Annotated in this window: 25 protein-coding genes and 1 pseudogene; all 26 read left to right on the forward strand. The window is 63.2% G+C overall.

Translation table 11 applies throughout. From position 1 onward, the window contains the following. The first annotated feature begins 71 nt into the window (after nt 1–71). The 26 genes and pseudogenes from rpsJ (at nt 72) to ACK4FJ_RS19225 (ending at nt 13,767) form a co-directional block, all read left to right on the forward strand. Nucleotides 72–380, forward strand: a complete 309-nt coding sequence (gene rpsJ / locus ACK4FJ_RS19100; RefSeq protein ID WP_144257943.1) for a 30S ribosomal protein S10 — start codon at nt 72–74, stop codon at nt 378–380. Between the two features lie 13 nt (nt 381–393). Next, nucleotides 394–1,077 carry a 50S ribosomal protein L3 gene (rplC, locus tag ACK4FJ_RS19105; protein ID WP_409768332.1) on the forward strand — a complete coding sequence of 228 codons (684 nt, stop codon included), beginning with the start codon at nt 394–396 and terminating at the stop codon, nt 1,075–1,077. 24 nt (nt 1,078–1,101) lie between these two features. After that, on the forward strand, nt 1,102–1,722 hold the full coding sequence (rplD, locus tag ACK4FJ_RS19110; protein ID WP_409768469.1) for a 50S ribosomal protein L4: 621 nt from the start codon (nt 1,102–1,104) through the stop codon (nt 1,720–1,722). Beyond that, on the forward strand, nt 1,719–2,012 hold the full coding sequence (locus ACK4FJ_RS19115) for a 50S ribosomal protein L23 (RefSeq protein WP_409768333.1): 294 nt from the start codon (nt 1,719–1,721) through the stop codon (nt 2,010–2,012). The genes rplD and ACK4FJ_RS19115 overlap by 4 nt, the downstream gene beginning before the upstream one ends. 4 nt (nt 2,013–2,016) lie before the next feature. Next, nucleotides 2,017–2,853, forward strand: a complete 837-nt coding sequence (gene rplB / locus ACK4FJ_RS19120; protein WP_374304707.1) for a 50S ribosomal protein L2 — start codon at nt 2,017–2,019, stop codon at nt 2,851–2,853. Between the two features lie 19 nt (nt 2,854–2,872). Continuing rightward, complete coding sequence (gene rpsS / locus ACK4FJ_RS19125; RefSeq protein WP_300296551.1) at nt 2,873–3,148, forward strand: 30S ribosomal protein S19; 276 nt, start codon at nt 2,873–2,875, stop codon at nt 3,146–3,148. 2 nt (nt 3,149–3,150) lie between these two features. Further along, nucleotides 3,151–3,522, forward strand: a pseudogene (gene rplV, locus ACK4FJ_RS19130) (50S ribosomal protein L22); the annotation flags it as partial. A 92-nt stretch (nt 3,523–3,614) separates the two neighbouring features. After that, complete coding sequence (gene rpsC, locus ACK4FJ_RS19135; RefSeq protein WP_300296557.1) at nt 3,615–4,322, forward strand: 30S ribosomal protein S3; 708 nt, start codon at nt 3,615–3,617, stop codon at nt 4,320–4,322. 17 nt (nt 4,323–4,339) lie between these two features. After that, nucleotides 4,340–4,759: a 50S ribosomal protein L16 gene (gene rplP, locus ACK4FJ_RS19140; RefSeq protein ID WP_409768334.1), complete on the forward strand. Its 420-nt coding sequence runs from the start codon at nt 4,340–4,342 to the stop codon at nt 4,757–4,759. Nucleotides 4,760–4,762: 3 nt separating this feature from the next. Continuing rightward, the gene (rpmC, locus tag ACK4FJ_RS19145) at nt 4,763–4,963 is read left to right on the forward strand and encodes a 50S ribosomal protein L29 (RefSeq protein ID WP_409768335.1); all 201 of its coding nucleotides are present in this window, start codon (nt 4,763–4,765) and stop codon (nt 4,961–4,963) included. Between the two features lie 10 nt (nt 4,964–4,973). Next, nucleotides 4,974–5,210, forward strand: coding sequence for a 30S ribosomal protein S17 (gene rpsQ, locus ACK4FJ_RS19150; protein ID WP_409768336.1), 237 nt, complete (start codon nt 4,974–4,976; stop codon nt 5,208–5,210). A 35-nt stretch (nt 5,211–5,245) separates the two neighbouring features. Then, nucleotides 5,246–5,614 carry a 50S ribosomal protein L14 gene (gene rplN / locus ACK4FJ_RS19155; RefSeq protein WP_374304712.1) on the forward strand — a complete coding sequence of 123 codons (369 nt, stop codon included), beginning with the start codon at nt 5,246–5,248 and terminating at the stop codon, nt 5,612–5,614. Nucleotides 5,615–5,617: 3 nt separating this feature from the next. Then, nucleotides 5,618–5,941, forward strand: coding sequence for a 50S ribosomal protein L24 (gene rplX, locus ACK4FJ_RS19160; RefSeq protein WP_409768337.1), 324 nt, complete (start codon nt 5,618–5,620; stop codon nt 5,939–5,941). A gap of 26 nt (nt 5,942–5,967) precedes the next feature. Next, complete coding sequence (rplE, locus tag ACK4FJ_RS19165) at nt 5,968–6,498, forward strand: 50S ribosomal protein L5 (RefSeq protein WP_409768472.1); 531 nt, start codon at nt 5,968–5,970, stop codon at nt 6,496–6,498. Between the two features lie 20 nt (nt 6,499–6,518). Then, nucleotides 6,519–6,824, forward strand: coding sequence for a 30S ribosomal protein S14 (rpsN, locus tag ACK4FJ_RS19170; protein ID WP_300296572.1), 306 nt, complete (start codon nt 6,519–6,521; stop codon nt 6,822–6,824). 13 nt (nt 6,825–6,837) lie between these two features. Beyond that, nucleotides 6,838–7,233 (forward strand): 30S ribosomal protein S8, encoded by a 396-nt coding sequence (rpsH, locus tag ACK4FJ_RS19175; RefSeq protein ID WP_374304715.1) that lies wholly within the window; start codon nt 6,838–6,840, stop codon nt 7,231–7,233. A gap of 12 nt (nt 7,234–7,245) precedes the next feature. Next, nucleotides 7,246–7,779 (forward strand): 50S ribosomal protein L6, encoded by a 534-nt coding sequence (gene rplF / locus ACK4FJ_RS19180; RefSeq protein WP_374304716.1) that lies wholly within the window; start codon nt 7,246–7,248, stop codon nt 7,777–7,779. A gap of 17 nt (nt 7,780–7,796) precedes the next feature. Further along, a complete protein-coding gene (gene rplR / locus ACK4FJ_RS19185) occupies nt 7,797–8,162 on the forward strand; it encodes a 50S ribosomal protein L18 (RefSeq protein ID WP_374305428.1) in 366 nt (121 codons plus the stop codon). Between the two features lie 16 nt (nt 8,163–8,178). Continuing rightward, entirely contained in the window at nt 8,179–8,754 is a 576-nt protein-coding gene (gene rpsE, locus ACK4FJ_RS19190; protein WP_374304717.1) for a 30S ribosomal protein S5, read from the forward strand. Between the two features lie 5 nt (nt 8,755–8,759). Beyond that, a complete protein-coding gene (gene rpmD, locus ACK4FJ_RS19195) occupies nt 8,760–8,963 on the forward strand; it encodes a 50S ribosomal protein L30 (RefSeq protein ID WP_409768338.1) in 204 nt (67 codons plus the stop codon). Nucleotides 8,964–9,014: 51 nt separating this feature from the next. Then, on the forward strand, nt 9,015–9,530 hold the full coding sequence (gene rplO / locus ACK4FJ_RS19200; RefSeq protein ID WP_409768339.1) for a 50S ribosomal protein L15: 516 nt from the start codon (nt 9,015–9,017) through the stop codon (nt 9,528–9,530). Nucleotides 9,531–9,613: 83 nt separating this feature from the next. After that, a complete protein-coding gene (secY, locus tag ACK4FJ_RS19205; protein ID WP_409768340.1) occupies nt 9,614–10,960 on the forward strand; it encodes a preprotein translocase subunit SecY in 1,347 nt (448 codons plus the stop codon). Continuing rightward, nucleotides 10,957–11,607: an adenylate kinase gene (locus ACK4FJ_RS19210; RefSeq protein ID WP_409768341.1), complete on the forward strand. Its 651-nt coding sequence runs from the start codon at nt 10,957–10,959 to the stop codon at nt 11,605–11,607. Before secY ends, ACK4FJ_RS19210 begins: the two co-directional genes overlap by 4 nt. Nucleotides 11,608–11,796: 189 nt before the next feature. Beyond that, nucleotides 11,797–12,174 carry a 30S ribosomal protein S13 gene (rpsM, locus tag ACK4FJ_RS19215; protein WP_300296592.1) on the forward strand — a complete coding sequence of 126 codons (378 nt, stop codon included), beginning with the start codon at nt 11,797–11,799 and terminating at the stop codon, nt 12,172–12,174. Nucleotides 12,175–12,212: 38 nt separating this feature from the next. After that, nucleotides 12,213–12,605, forward strand: coding sequence for a 30S ribosomal protein S11 (rpsK, locus tag ACK4FJ_RS19220; RefSeq protein WP_298727782.1), 393 nt, complete (start codon nt 12,213–12,215; stop codon nt 12,603–12,605). Between the two features lie 145 nt (nt 12,606–12,750). After that, complete coding sequence (locus ACK4FJ_RS19225; RefSeq protein WP_409768342.1) at nt 12,751–13,767, forward strand: DNA-directed RNA polymerase subunit alpha; 1,017 nt, start codon at nt 12,751–12,753, stop codon at nt 13,765–13,767. Nucleotides 13,768–13,776 lie beyond the last annotated feature (9 nt).

The following is a 13,776-nucleotide window of genomic DNA, read 5'->3' on the forward strand; positions in this document are numbered from 1 at the left end:
CGTACCGTCGGCGCCGGCGTCGTCGCCAAGATCATCGCGTAAGCGACGCCGTCTAGCTGGGACATAGGACCATGGACAGTCAGAACATCCGCATCCGTCTGAAGGCGTTTGACCATCGCGTGCTCGACCAGAGCACCAGCGAGATCGTCAGCACCGCCAAGCGCACGGGTGCCCGCGTGCGGGGCCCGATCCCGCTGCCGACCCATATCGAGCGGTTCACGGTGAACCGTTCGCCGCACGTCGACAAGAAGTCGCGCGAGCAGTTCGAGATCCGCACTCACAAGCGGTTGCTCGACATCGTCGACCCGACCCCGCAGACGGTGGACGCGCTGATGAAGCTCGACCTCGCCGCCGGCGTGGATGTCGAGATCAAGCTGTAAGGGAAGCGAACCCATGCGGACCGGATTGGTTGCACGCAAGCTGGGGATGACCCGGCTGTTCACGGAGGACGGTACGCATGTGCCCGTCACCGTGCTGAAGGTGGACAACTGCCAGGTGGTGGCGCAGCGCACCGAGGAAAAGGACGGCTACACGGCCCTCCAGCTCGGCGTCGATGCGGCTAAGCCGAAGAATGTCACGAAGGCGCTGCGCGGGCATTTTGCCAAGGCCAACGTCGAGCCGAAGCGCAAGCTCGTTGAGTTTCGCGTTCCGGCCGAGGCCCTGGTCGATGTTGGTGCCGAGCTGTCGGTCGAGCATTTCGTCGTCGGCCAGTTTGTCGATGTGTCGGGTTCGACCATCGGTAAGGGTTTCGCCGGCGTCATGAAGCGCCACAACTTCCGCGGCCTCGAAGCCTCGCACGGCGTTTCGATCAGCCACCGCAGCCACGGTTCGACTGGCCAGCGCCAGGATCCGGGCAAGGTGTTCAAGGGCAAGAAGATGGCCGGCCATATGGGCGACCGTAACCGCACCCAGCAGAACCTGCAGGTGGTGCGCACGGATGCTGCCCGCGGCCTGATCATGCTCAAGGGCAGCGTTCCGGGCTCCGAGGGCCAGTATGTGGTTGTTCGCGATGCGGTGAAGAAGCCGCGCGCGAAGGACCTGCCGATGCCGGCCGCCCTCAAGGCCGCCGAGAAGTAAGGGTATAGGATCATGGCCGATACCATTGAAATCGCGGTGACCACGCTGGAGAACAAGGACTCGGGCAAGCTTGCGCTGTCCAAGGACGTGTTCGGCCTGCCGCCGCGTGCCGACCTGCTGCAGCGTTATGTGATCTGGCAGCTTGCCAAGCGCCAGCAGGGCACCCACAAGACCAAGACCTATGGCGAGGTTGCCGGTTCGACCCGCAAGATCGTCAATCAGAAGGGCAGCGGCGGCGCCCGCCACGGCGGCATCCGCGCTCCGCAGTTCCGCGGCGGCGGCAAGGCGTTCGGCCCCGTGCCGCACAGCCATGCCATCGACCTGCCCAAGAAGGTTCGCAAGCTGGCGCTGAAGACCGCGCTGTCGACCAAGCTGGCCGAAGGCAAGCTGAAGATTGTCGACAATGCCGTTCTGCAGGTCGGCAAGACCAAGGAACTGGCCGGCAAGCTGAAGGGCATGGGTCTGGAGAGCGCCCTGGTCATCGACGGCAAGACGCTGGACGAGAATTTCGCCCGCGCCGTGCGTTCGCTCCGTTACATCGACGTGCTGCCGGAGCAGGGCGCCAATGTGTACGACATCCTGCGCCGCGACACCCTGGTTCTGACCAAGGCCGCGGTCGAGGCTCTGGAGGCTCGCCTGAAATGAGCAATATCAATCACTACGACGTGATCCTCGCGCCGGTGATCACCGAGAAGGCGACCCGTACTTCCGAGTACAACCAGGTCACTTTCAAGGTGCCGCTGACCGCCACCAAGCCGCAGATCAAGGCCGCCGTCGAGGCGCTGTTCAAGGTCAAGGTGAAGGCGGTCAATACCCTGCGCGCGAAGGGCAAGACCAAGATGTTTCGTGGCGAGCCGGGCCAGCGCTCGGACTGGAAGAAGGCGATGGTCACCCTCGCCGACGGCCACAAGATCGACGTGACGACGGGGATCTAAAGCCATGGCGTTGAAGACATACAAGCCGGTTACGCCGTCGACCCGCGGCCTCGTGCTGATCGACCGTTCGCAGCTCCACAAGGGCCGTCCGGTCAAGGAACTGACCGAGGGCCTGAAGAAGACTGGTGGCCGCAACCATTTCGGTCGTATCACCACCCGCCACATCGGCGGCGGCCACAAGCGCCGCTACCGCATGGTCGACTTCAAGCGCCGCAAGTTCGATATCGGCGCCACGGTCGAGCGGATCGAGTATGATCCGAACCGCACTGCGTTCATCGCGCTGATCAAGTACGATGACGGCGAGCTGTCCTACATCCTGGCTCCGCAGCGCCTGAAGGCCGGCGACCGCGTGGTGGCCGGTGAGAAGGCCGACATCAAGCCGGGCAACGCGATGCCAATGAAGTCGATCCCGGTCGGCACCATCATCCACAATGTCGAGCTGAAGCCCGGCAAGGGTGGCCAGATGGCCCGTTCGGCCGGCAGCTTCGTGCAGCTGGTCGGCAAGGATCAGGGCATGGCTCTGGTGCGTCTGGCCTCGGGCGAGCAGCGTCTGGTGCAGGCCGAATGCATGGCCACCATCGGTGCGGTGTCGAACCCGGACAACCAGAACACCAAGCTGGGCAAGGCCGGTCGCAAGCGCTGGATGGGCATCCGTCCGACCGTTCGCGGTGTTGCCATGAACCCGATCGACCACCCGCATGGTGGTGGTGAAGGTCGTACCTCGGGCGGTCGCCATCCGGTGACCCCGTGGGGCAAGAACACCAAGGGCAAGCGCACCCGTAACAACAAGCGGACGCAGAAGATGATCCTGCGCCGCCGCCCGTCGGGCAAGCATAGCTGATCGGGCTAGGAGGTAGATCGTGACACGTTCTGTCTGGAAAGGCCCGTTCGTAGACGGGTATCTGCTGAAGAAGGCCGACAAGGTTGCGTCGTCGGGCCGCAAGGAGGTCATCAAGACCTGGTCGCGGCGTTCGACGATCATGCCGCAGTTTGTCGGCCAGACCTTCGGCGTCCATAACGGCAATAAGTTCATCCCGGTTCTGGTGACCGAGGAAATGGTCGGGCACAAGTTCGGCGAGTTCTCGCCGACCCGCACCTTCCACGGCCACACCGCTGACAAGAAGGCGAAGAAGTAACCATGGGCAAGCAGGCGCGCGAATCCCGCCTCGGCGAGAACGAGGCCATGGCCGTGGGGCGCAACATCCGTGTTAGCCCCCGCAAGCTGGGTGTGGTTGCCGGTCTGATCCGCGGCAAGCGGGTTGAATCGGCTCTCTCCGAGCTGACCTTCTCCAAGCGGCGCATCGCGCAGGACGTCAAGAAGGTCCTGCAGTCGGCGATCGCCAATGCCGAAAACAACCACCAGCTCGATGTCGACCGTCTGGTCGTTGCCGAAGCCAGCGTGGGCAAGGGCCTTGTGATGCGGCGTTTCCACGCCCGCGCGCGTGGCCGCGGCGCCAAGATCCTGAAGCCGTTCAGCCACCTCACCATCGTGGTGCGCGAGCGCGAGGAAGAGAAGAAGGCTCCGGCCAAAGCCAAGTCGACGGAGGCCAAGTCGGCTCCGAAGTCGAAGAAGGCTGAAGCGCAGAGCGGGGAGCAGGCGTAATGGGTCAGAAAGTCAATCCGGTCGGGCTTCGCCTCGGCATCAACCGCACCTGGGATTCCCGCTGGTATGCCAGCGACAAGGAATATGCCGGCCTGCTGCATGAGGATCTGAAGATCCGCAAGTATCTCGAGCAGCGTCTGGCCCAGGCCGGCGTTGCCCGCATCGTGATCGAGCGCCCGGCCAAGAAGGCCCGCATCACCATCCACTCGGCCCGTCCGGGCGTGGTGATCGGCAAGAAGGGTGCCGACATCGAGAAGCTGCGTTCCGATCTGGCCAAGATGACCAAGTCGGAAGTGCACCTGAACATCGTCGAGATCCGCAAGCCGGAACTGGACGCCAAGCTGGTGGCCGAGAATATCGCCCAGCAGCTGGAGCGTCGCGTGGCGTTCCGTCGCGCCATGAAGCGCGCCGTGCAGTCGGCGATGCGTCTGGGCGCCGGCGGCATCCGCATCAACTGCGGCGGCCGTCTGGGCGGCGCGGAAATCGCCCGCGTTGAGTGGTATCGCGAAGGCCGTGTGCCGCTGCATACGCTGCGCGCCGATGTGGATTTCGCCCGTGCCACGGCGAAGACCGCTTACGGTTCGTGCGGTGTGAAGGTTTGGGTGTTCAAGGGCGAAATCATGGCCCATGACCCGATGGCGCAGGACAAGCGCATGGCTGAGCAGGTCCAGGGTCACCAGGGCGGCCACCAGGGCCGTCAGGGCTGAGCCGGGAGTAACGAGAGATGTTGCAACCGAAGCGTACCAAGTTCCGCAAGGCCTTTAAGGGCCGCATCAAGGGCGTCGCCAAGGGCGGTACCGATCTCAATTTCGGTGCTTTCGGCCTGAAGGCGATGGAGCCGGCGCGCGTGACCGCCCGCCAGATCGAAGCCTGCCGCCGTGCGATCACCCGCCACATCAAGCGCCAGGGCCGCATGTGGATCCGCGTGTTCCCGGATGTGCCGGTGTCGAAGAAGCCGGCCGAAGTCCGCATGGGTTCGGGTAAGGGTTCGCCTGAATTGTGGGTCTGCCGGATCAAGCCGGGCCGCGTGATGTTCGAACTCGACGGCATTCCGGCCAATCTGGCCAAGGAAGCCTTCGCGCTGGGCGCCGCCAAGCTGCCGATCCGCACGAAAGTCATCACCCGCCTGGGTGAGGGAGCGTAAGTCATGAAGGCCAACGAACTGGTCGGCAAGACCAAGGACGAGCTGACCACCAAGCTCGCCGATCTGAAGAAAGAGCAGTTCAACCTGCGCTTCCAGAAGGCGACCGGTCAGTTGGAGAACACCGCGCGCGTCACCCAGGTGCGTCGCGACATCGCCCGTGTGCGTACCGCCCTGCACAAGCAGGTCGGCGGCAAGCAGGCGTAAGGAGAGAAAGATGCCGAAGCGCGTATTGCAGGGCGTCGTGGTGAGCAACAAGGGCAACAAGACCATCGTCGTGAAGGTCGAGCGCCGCATCATGGACCCGGTGTACAAGAAGTTCATCCGTCGTTCGAAGAATTACCACGCCCACGACGAGAATAACTCCCGTAAGGAGGGCGAGGTTGTGTGGATTCAGGAGTCGAAACCCATCTCGAAGCTTAAGCGGTGGGTTGTCGTCGAGAACGCCTCCTAAAGCCCACCAAAGATATTTAGCGAGGTACAGGTCCAATGATCCAGGTGGAAACCAATCTCGACGTCGCCGATAATTCGGGCGCACGCCGGGTCCAGTGCATCAAGGTGCTGGGTGGAGCCAAGCGCCGTACGGCACAGGTCGGCGACATCATCGTCGTGTCCGTCAAGGACGCGATTCCGCGCGGTCGCGTGAAGAAGGGTGACGTGCATCGCGCCGTCATCGTCCGCACCGCCAAGGAAATCCGCCGCCCCGATGGCAGCGCGATCCGCTTTGACCGCAACGCCGCGGTCCTCATCAACAAGCAGCAGGAACCGATCGGCACCCGTATTTTCGGCCCGGTGACCCGCGAGCTGCGTGGCAAGGGCCACATGAAGATCATTTCGCTGGCGCCGGAGGTGCTCTGAGCCATGGCCGAGAAGCTGAAGATCAAGAAGGGCGACAAGGTCGTCGTCATCACCGGACGCTCGAAGGGCGTGTCCGGCGAGGTGATGAGCGTGAACCGCGTGACCGACCGCGTCGTCGTTGCCGGCGCCAACAAGGTGACCAAGCATGTCAAGCCGAGCCGCACCGCGGCCGGTGGCATCGAGGAGCGCGAGGCCGGCCTGCATATTTCCAACGTGATGCATGCCGATCCGAAGGACGGCAAGCCGACCCGCGTTGGCGTGAAAACCCTCGATGACGGCCGCCGCGTGCGCTTTGCCAAGCGCTCGGGCGAAGTCATCGATCGCTGATGGAGGCTGAGATGGCCAATCCGCGCATGAAAGACATGTACGAGAACCAGGTTCGCAAGCAGCTGATCGAGAAGTTCGGCTACAAGAACCCGATGGAAGTGCCGAAGATCGACAAGATCGTCGTCAACATGGGTGTCGGCGAAGCCGCCCAGGATTCCAAGAAAGTGCAGGCCGCCGCGACCGAACTGGCCGCGATCACCGGCCAGAAGCCGGTGCTGACCAAGGCCCGCAAGGCGATCGCGAACTTCAAGCTGCGTGAAGGTCAGGCCGTCGGCTGCAAGGTCACGCTGCGCCGCGAGCACATGTACGAGTTCCTGGACCGGCTGATCAACATCGCGCTGCCGCGCGTCCGCGATTTCCGCGGCGTGAACGGCAAGAGCTTCGACGGTCGCGGCAACTATGCGCTCGGCCTGAAAGAACAGCTGATCTTCCCGGAGATCAACTACGACAAGGTCGATGCCACGCGCGGCATGGACATCATCATCTGCACCACGGCGAAGACGGACGAGGAAGCCAAGGCCCTGCTGGCCGGTTTCCGCATGCCGTTCATGAACTGAGCCGAGAAGGGACCGCTGATATGGCAAAGACGAGTTCCGTCGAGAAAAACGAGCGCCGCCGCAGGATGTCGGCGCAGTACGCGGCCAAGCGCGCCAAGCTCAAGGCCACGATCAAGAACAAGAACGTCACCCCGGAAGAGCGCTTCGAGGCCGCCCTCAAGCTGGCCGAACTGCCGCGCAACTCCGCGAAGATCCGCGTGCGTAACCGCTGCGAACTGACAGGCCGCCCGCGCGGCACCTATCGCAAGCTGAAACTGTCGCGCAACATGCTGCGTGAACTGGCCTCGAGCGGCCAGATCCCCGGCATGGTCAAGTCGAGCTGGTAAGGAGAGCAGACACATGGCTCTGACCGATCCCCTGGGCGATCTGCTGGCCCGTATCCGTAACGGCCAGCAGGCGGGCAAGGCGACCATCGCCTCCCCGGCCTCGAAGCTGCGTATGAACGTGCTCGAGGTCCTGAAGAAGGAAGGCTATATCCGCGGCTACGAGCTGCAGGAAGATGGCAACAAGCGCAATCTGCGCATCGAACTGAAGTATTACGAGGGCGAGCCGGTGATCAAGACGATCGACCGCGTCTCGAAGCCTGGCCGCCGCGTCTACTCGGCGATCAAGGACCTCGGCAAGGTTCGTGGCGGTCTCGGGATCTCGATCCTGTCGACCCCGCGCGGTGTGATGTCCGATGTCGAGGCCCGCGCTGCCAATGTTGGCGGCGAAGTCCTCTGCCGCGTGTTCTAAGGAGTCTGAACCATGTCGCGTATCGGCAAGCATCCGGTTCCGGTGCCGCAGGGCGTGCAGGTCCAGTTGGCCGGCCAGACCCTGACCGCCAAGGGCCCGAAGGGTGAGCTTAAGCTCACCATCGTGGAAGATCTCGATGTCGCCCTGGCTGACAACAAGATCACCGTCAAGCCGCGTCAGGCCACCCGTCGCGCCCGCTCCATGTGGGGCATGCAGCGCACGCTGGTGAACAACCTGGTGAAGGGCGTCAAGGACGGTTACAGCCGCGAGCTGGACATCAATGGCGTCGGCCTCCGTGCGGCGATGCAGGGCAAGAACCTGCAGCTGAACATGGGCTTCAGCCACGAAGTGATCTACCCGATCCCGGCGGGCATCGAGATCAAGGTGGAAAAGCCCACCTCGATCAAGATCTCGGGCGCGGACAAGCATCTCGTCGGCCAGGTCGCTGCGGAAATCCGTGCGATCAAGCCGCCTGAGCCATACAAGGGCAAGGGCATCAAGTATTCCGACGAGACCATCCTGCGCAAGGAAGGCAAGAAGAAGTAAGGAATGCCGCTATGAGCATGAAGACTCGCCTGAACGCTCTGAACGAGCGCCGCAAGCAGCGGAACCGCACCAAGATCATCGCCGCGGCCCATGGCCGTCCGCGCCTGAGCGTGCACCGTTCCTCGCGTTACATCTATGCCCAGGTCATCGACGATCTGAAGGGCGTGACCGTGGTCGCGGCCTCGTCGCTGGAACCCGGCCTGCGCGGCTCGCTGAAGACCGGCGCCGACAGCAAGGCGGCTTCGGAAGTCGGCAAGCTGATCGCCGAGCGCGCCAAGGCTGCGGGCATCACCGACGTCACTTTCGACCGCGGTGCCTATTTGTATCACGGGCGCGTCAAGGCGCTCGCCGAGGCGGCTCGCGAAGCTGGCCTGAATTTCTAAGAAAGGTTTGGGTACTATGGCTGTTACTCAACGGGCTGAACGGGGCGAGCGGGAACGCGGCGAGCGCGGTGGTGATCGCGAGCGCGGCGACAACGAACTCGTCGACAAGCTGGTCAGCATCAACCGCGTCGCCAAGGTGGTGAAGGGCGGTCGTCGTTTCGGTTTCGCCGCCCTGGTTGTCATCGGCGACCAGAAGGGCCGCGTCGGCTACGGTTCGGGCAAGGCCCGCGAAGTGCCGGAAGCGATCCGCAAGGCGACCGAGCATGCCAAGCGCAACATGATCCGCGTCAACCTGCGCGAAGGCCGCACCCTGCATCACGACATCGAGGGCCGTCATGGCGCCGGCAAGGTCGTGCTGCGTGCCGCCCCTCCGGGCACCGGTATCATCGCCGGCGGTCCGATGCGCGCCGTGTTCGAGACGCTGGGCGTGGCCGATGTGGTGACCAAGTCGCTCGGCACTTCCAACCCGCATAACATGGTGAAGGCGACCTTCGAGGCGCTGAAGCAGCTGAACGCTCCCCGCCATATCGCGGCGAAGCGCGGCAAGAAGGTGGGCGACATTCTCGGTCGCCGCCCCGAGACTGAGGAGTAAGGGTCATGGCGAAGGCGAAAGCTGCGGCCGCCAGCAAGACCGTGAAGGTCACCTGGATCCGGTCGGCCAACAAGCGCACTGTCGACCAGCAGCAGACCCTGGTCGGCCTTGGCCTGCGTAAGCTGAATCAGACCCGTGAGCTGGAGGATACCCCTTCGGTCCGCGGCATGATTGCCAAGGTTCAGCACCTGCTGCAGGTCGAAGGCTAAGGAACAAGCGGCCGGCATTCATCAGCCGGCCCGAGCGGAAGGGTTAGCAACATGCGTCTCAATCAGATCGCCGACAATCCGGGCGCCCGCAAGGAGCGTATGCGCGTTGGCCGCGGCATCGGCTCCGGCAAGGGCAAGACCTCAGGCCGTGGCGTCAAGGGCCAGAAGGCGCGTACCGGCGTCAGCATCAAGGGCTTCGAAGGTGGTCAGACCCCGATCTACCGCCGCCTGCCGAAGCGCGGTTTCAATCCGCTGAATCCGGTTTCCTACGAGACCGTGAATATCGGCCGCCTGCAGGCTGCGATCGACAAGAAGAAGATCGACGCCTCCAAGCCGCTGGACGAAGCCGCCCTGAAGGCTGCGGGCCTGTGCTCGCGCAAGGCCGGCGGCGTGCGGTTGCTGGGCACCGGCGAGCTGAAGTCGAAGGTGACCATCACCGTTAGCGGCGCCTCGGCGACCGCCAAGGCGGCGGTGGAAAAGGCCGGCGGCAGCATCACCGTGCTGGTCGCGCCGAAGGCTGAAGCCGAGCCGAAGGCCGAGAAGAAGGCCAAGGGCAAGAAGAAGTAAGACCTGCTGGGTCGATTGCGACGGGGCATCAGGCCCCGTCGTTCTTATTGTTAGTTCACGCGGTCGGATTTTAGGGCTCGGACATGGCATCGGCAGCGGAACGCATGGCAGGCAGCCTCAATCTCGGGGCATTTGCCAAAGCGACCGAATTGAAGAAGCGCATATGGTTCACGATCGGCGCGCTGATCGTGTACCGTCTTGGTACCTATATCCCGCTGCCGGGCATCGATCCCATGATCATGGCGGATATTTTCCGCCAGCAGGCCGGCGGCATCCTGGGCATGTTCAACGTGTTTGCCGGCGGTGCGCTCGAGCGCATGACCATCTTCGCGCTGAACATCATGCCGTATATCTCGGCCTCGATCATCGTTCAGCTGCTGACTGCGGTTTCGCCGCAGCTCGAAGCGCTGAAGAAAGAAGGCGAGGCCGGCCGCAAAAAGCTGAACCAGTATACCCGCTACGGCACCGTGTTCCTGGCATTGATCCAGTCCTACGGTATCGCGGTCGGCCTGGAAGGCATGACGGGCAGCACCGGTGGCGCCGTCATCGATCCGGGCATGTTCTTCCGCCTCACCACCGTCATCACGCTGACCGGTGGCACGATGTTCCTGATGTGGCTGGGCGAACAGATTACCCAGCGCGGCATCGGCCAGGGCATCTCGCTGATCATCTTCGCCGGCATCATCGCCGAATTGCCGCGCGCTCTGGCGGCCACCCTGGAACTGGGCCGCACCGGCGCGCTGAGCACCTTCTTCATCCTGTTCCTGCTGGTGCTGATCGTTGCCGTGATCACCTTCATCGTGTTCATGGAGCGCGCCCAGCGCCGCATCCTGGTGCAGTATCCCAAGCGTCAGCAGGGTGCCCGCGTGTTCGGCGGCGAAAGCTCGCATCTGCCGCTCAAACTGAATACCTCCGGCGTGATTCCGCCGATCTTCGCCTCGTCGCTGCTTCTGATGCCTGCCACCGTTGCGCAGTTCAGCGCCGGCTCTGGTGCGCCCGGCTGGGTCACCACGATCACTACGCTGCTCGGCCATGGCCAGCCGCTCTACATGGCGACTTATGTCGCGCTGATCATCTTCTTCTGTTTCTTCTATACCTCGGTCGTGTTCAACCCGAACGACACCGCCGATAACCTGAAGAAGTATGGCGGCTTCGTGCCCGGCATCCGTCCCGGCCAGCGCACCGCCGAGTATTTCGACTATGTCCTGACCCGCCTGACCGTGGTCGGTGCCATCTACATCTCGGCGGTCTGCCTGCTGCCCGAATTGCTGATCTCGCAGTATTCCGTGCCGTTCTATTTCGGCGGCACCTCGCTGCTGATCGTGGTCAGTGTCACCATGGATACGGTGGCGCAGATCCAGTCGCATCTGCTGGCGCATCAATACGAAGGCCTCATCAAGAAGGCCAAGCTGAGGGGAGCGAGGAAATGAGGCTGATCCTGCTTGGACCGCCGGGCGCCGGCAAGGGCACCCAGGCCCAGCGGCTGACCGCCAACCACGGCCTGGTTCAGCTATCGACCGGCGACATGCTGCGTGCTGCGGTCAAGGCCGGCACCGCCATCGGCCTGAAGGCCAAGGCGGTGATGGATAGTGGCGCCCTGGTCTCGGACGAGATCGTGGTCGGCATCATCGCCGATCGGATTGACCAGCCCGACTGCCGCAAGGGCTTCATCCTGGACGGCTTCCCGCGCACCACCAAGCAGGCCGAGGCGCTGGACAAGATGCTCGCCGAGCGCAAGCTCAAGCTGGACGCCGTGATCGAGATGAAGGTCAATGATAGCGTTCTGGTTGAGCGCATTACTGGCAGATTCACCTGCAGCAAGTGCGGCGCGGGATATCACGATAAGTTTCAGCCGACCAGCCAGCCTGGCGTATGCGACCGCTGCGGCTCGACCGACTTCACCCGGCGGGCCGACGACAACGCCGAAACCGTGGTTTCGCGGCTCAAGGCCTATCACGAGCAGACTGCTCCGCTCCTTCCGTATTACAAGGGGCGGGGGATCCTCCGCCAGGTCGACGGGATGGCGGAAATCGACGAGGTTACGCGTCAGATCGAGGGCGTTCTGGCCTCGCTCTGATTGCACTTAAGTAGTTGACTGAGTAGAGAGAGTTTCTATAATCGCGCCCCTTGGGCTAAGGGCGCGAGCAGGAAAAGAGGTAAGGGACCCTGACGTAAGTCTTTGACTTCGTTGGGTTTGTCCCATGCCTTTGGGTCGCCCAAGGTAAACGCTCCGGCCGGCCGGAGCGTGTGATTCGAGGAGAAAAACGTGGCGCGTATCGCTGGCGTGAACATTCCGACCAACAAACGGGTCGTGATCGCACTGACCTACATCTACGGCATCGGCCGGGTGAAGGCGAAAGAAATCTGCGAGAAGGTGGGTCTGCCGCCGGAACGTCGGGTCAACGAACTGACCGATGCCGAGGTTCTGCAGATCCGCGAAACCATCGACCGCGACTACAAGGTCGAAGGCGACCTCCGTCGCGAGATCGCCATGGACATCAAGCGCCTGATGGACCTGGGCTGCTATCGCGGCCTGCGTCATCGTAAGGGCCTGCCGGTCCGCGGCCAGCGCACCCACACCAACGCGCGCACCCGCAAGGGCAAGGCGGTTGCCATCGCCGGTAAGAAAAAGGCGACGCGCTAAACCGTTAGCTTCCGTTTTCGAAGGACTGCAGGATACCCATGGTCAAGGACAAGGCCGCGCGCCCCCGGCGCAAGGAAAAGAAGAACATCACCTCTGCCGTTGCGCATGTGAATGCATCGTTCAACAACACGATGATCACCATCACCGACGCGCAGGGCAATACCATTGCCTGGTCGTCGGCCGGCAGTCAGGGCTTCAAGGGCTCGCGCAAGTCGACCCCGTATGCCGCCCAGGTCGCGGCCGATGTGGCCGGCCGCCGCGCCGCCGAGCATGGCGTGCGCACCCTCGAGGTCGAGGTGAAGGGTCCGGGTTCGGGCCGCGAGTCGGCCCTGCGCGCCTTGCAGGCCGTCGGCTTCGTCATCACCAGCATCCGCGACGTCACGCCGATACCGCATAACGGCTGCCGCCCGCCGAAGCGTCGCCGCATCTGATCTGTCGCGCCGGATGTAAACCGGCGCGCAACGAGAACAACGTGGCCGGCCGCCACCCCCGAACGACATTCAGGGGCGGCCGCTGCCACAACCGAGGTGGTCTAGGCGGAGTGCCCGCACCCGCCGCAACCGAACGAGGTTACAGGTGATCCAGAAGAATTGGACCGATCTGATTAAGCCGAACAAGCTGGTGATCGAGCCGGGCGCCGTGCCGGGCCGTACCGCTACCATTGTTGCCGAACCGCTCGAGCGCGGTTTCGGTCTGACCCTGGGCAATGCGCTGCGCCGCGTGCTGCTGTCGTCGCTGCAGGGTGCCGCTGTCACATCGATCAAGATCGACGGCGTGCTGCACGAATTCTCGTCCATTCCGGGCGTGCGCGAAGACGTTACCGACATCGTTCTGAACATCAAGTCGATGGCTCTGAAGATGCACGGCGAAGGCCCGAAGCGCATGCATCTGAATGCTCAGGGTCCGTGCGAAGTCACGGCAAAGATGATCGAGACCGGCCATGACATCGAGGTGATGGATCCGAGCCACGTGCTGTGCACGCTGGATGCCGGCGCCACCATCCGCATGGAACTGACCGTCGAGACCGGCAAGGGCTATGTGCCGGCTTCGGCCAACCGTCCGGAAGACGCGCCGATCGGCCTGATCCCGGTCGATGCGCTGTACAGCCCGGTCCGCAAGGTCTCCTACAAGGTCGAGAACACCCGCGAGGGCCAGATCCTCGACTACGACAAGCTGACCATGCAGCTCGAGACCAACGGCGCGATCAAGCCGGAAGACGCGGTGGCCTATGCCGCCCGCATCCTGCAGGACCAGCTGCAGCTCTTCATCAACTTCGAAGAACCGAAGGCCGAGACCCGCGAGAAGACCTCGGCCGAGCCGGAATTCAATCCGAATCTGCTGCGCCGCGTCGACGAGCTGGAGCTGTCGGTGCGTTCGGCCAACTGCCTCAAGAACGACAACATCGTCTACATCGGTGATCTGATCCAGAAGACCGAGGCGGAGATGCTGCGCACGCCGAATTTCGGCCGCAAGTCGCTCAACGAGATCAAGGAAGTTCTGGCTCAGATGGGTCTGCATCTCGGCATGCATGTTCCCAACTGGCCGCCGGAGAATATCGAGGAACTGGCGAAGAAGCTGCAGGATCAGTACTGATCCTGCCCG

The sequence above is a fragment of the Ferrovibrio sp. genome (genome assembly GCF_046297595.1).
Classification (GTDB): Bacteria; Pseudomonadota; Alphaproteobacteria; order Ferrovibrionales; family Ferrovibrionaceae; genus Ferrovibrio.

What these genes read in the sequence shown, in the direction of transcription:
- rpsJ (WP_144257943.1), top strand. Translation starts at nt 72, where the DNA reads ATGGACAGTCAGAACATCCGCATCCGTCTGAAGGCGTTTGACCATCGC.
- rplC (WP_409768332.1), top strand. Translation starts at nt 394, where the DNA reads ATGCGGACCGGATTGGTTGCACGCAAGCTGGGGATGACCCGGCTGTTC.
- ACK4FJ_RS19115 (WP_409768333.1), top strand. Translation starts at nt 1,719, where the DNA reads ATGAGCAATATCAATCACTACGACGTGATCCTCGCGCCGGTGATCACC.
- rplB (WP_374304707.1), top strand. Translation starts at nt 2,017, where the DNA reads ATGGCGTTGAAGACATACAAGCCGGTTACGCCGTCGACCCGCGGCCTC.
- rpsC (WP_300296557.1), top strand. Translation starts at nt 3,615, where the DNA reads ATGGGTCAGAAAGTCAATCCGGTCGGGCTTCGCCTCGGCATCAACCGC.
- rplP (WP_409768334.1), top strand. Translation starts at nt 4,340, where the DNA reads ATGTTGCAACCGAAGCGTACCAAGTTCCGCAAGGCCTTTAAGGGCCGC.
- rpmC (WP_409768335.1), top strand. Translation starts at nt 4,763, where the DNA reads ATGAAGGCCAACGAACTGGTCGGCAAGACCAAGGACGAGCTGACCACC.
- rpsQ (WP_409768336.1), top strand. Translation starts at nt 4,974, where the DNA reads ATGCCGAAGCGCGTATTGCAGGGCGTCGTGGTGAGCAACAAGGGCAAC.
- rplN (WP_374304712.1), top strand. Translation starts at nt 5,246, where the DNA reads ATGATCCAGGTGGAAACCAATCTCGACGTCGCCGATAATTCGGGCGCA.
- rplX (WP_409768337.1), top strand. Translation starts at nt 5,618, where the DNA reads ATGGCCGAGAAGCTGAAGATCAAGAAGGGCGACAAGGTCGTCGTCATC.
- rplE (WP_409768472.1), top strand. Translation starts at nt 5,968, where the DNA reads ATGAAAGACATGTACGAGAACCAGGTTCGCAAGCAGCTGATCGAGAAG.
- rpsN (WP_300296572.1), top strand. Translation starts at nt 6,519, where the DNA reads ATGGCAAAGACGAGTTCCGTCGAGAAAAACGAGCGCCGCCGCAGGATG.
- rpsH (WP_374304715.1), top strand. Translation starts at nt 6,838, where the DNA reads ATGGCTCTGACCGATCCCCTGGGCGATCTGCTGGCCCGTATCCGTAAC.
- rplF (WP_374304716.1), top strand. Translation starts at nt 7,246, where the DNA reads ATGTCGCGTATCGGCAAGCATCCGGTTCCGGTGCCGCAGGGCGTGCAG.
- rplR (WP_374305428.1), top strand. Translation starts at nt 7,797, where the DNA reads ATGAAGACTCGCCTGAACGCTCTGAACGAGCGCCGCAAGCAGCGGAAC.
- rpsE (WP_374304717.1), top strand. Translation starts at nt 8,179, where the DNA reads ATGGCTGTTACTCAACGGGCTGAACGGGGCGAGCGGGAACGCGGCGAG.
- rpmD (WP_409768338.1), top strand. Translation starts at nt 8,760, where the DNA reads ATGGCGAAGGCGAAAGCTGCGGCCGCCAGCAAGACCGTGAAGGTCACC.
- rplO (WP_409768339.1), top strand. Translation starts at nt 9,015, where the DNA reads ATGCGTCTCAATCAGATCGCCGACAATCCGGGCGCCCGCAAGGAGCGT.
- secY (WP_409768340.1), top strand. Translation starts at nt 9,614, where the DNA reads ATGGCATCGGCAGCGGAACGCATGGCAGGCAGCCTCAATCTCGGGGCA.
- ACK4FJ_RS19210 (WP_409768341.1), top strand. Translation starts at nt 10,957, where the DNA reads ATGAGGCTGATCCTGCTTGGACCGCCGGGCGCCGGCAAGGGCACCCAG.
- rpsK (WP_298727782.1), top strand. Translation starts at nt 12,213, where the DNA reads ATGGTCAAGGACAAGGCCGCGCGCCCCCGGCGCAAGGAAAAGAAGAAC.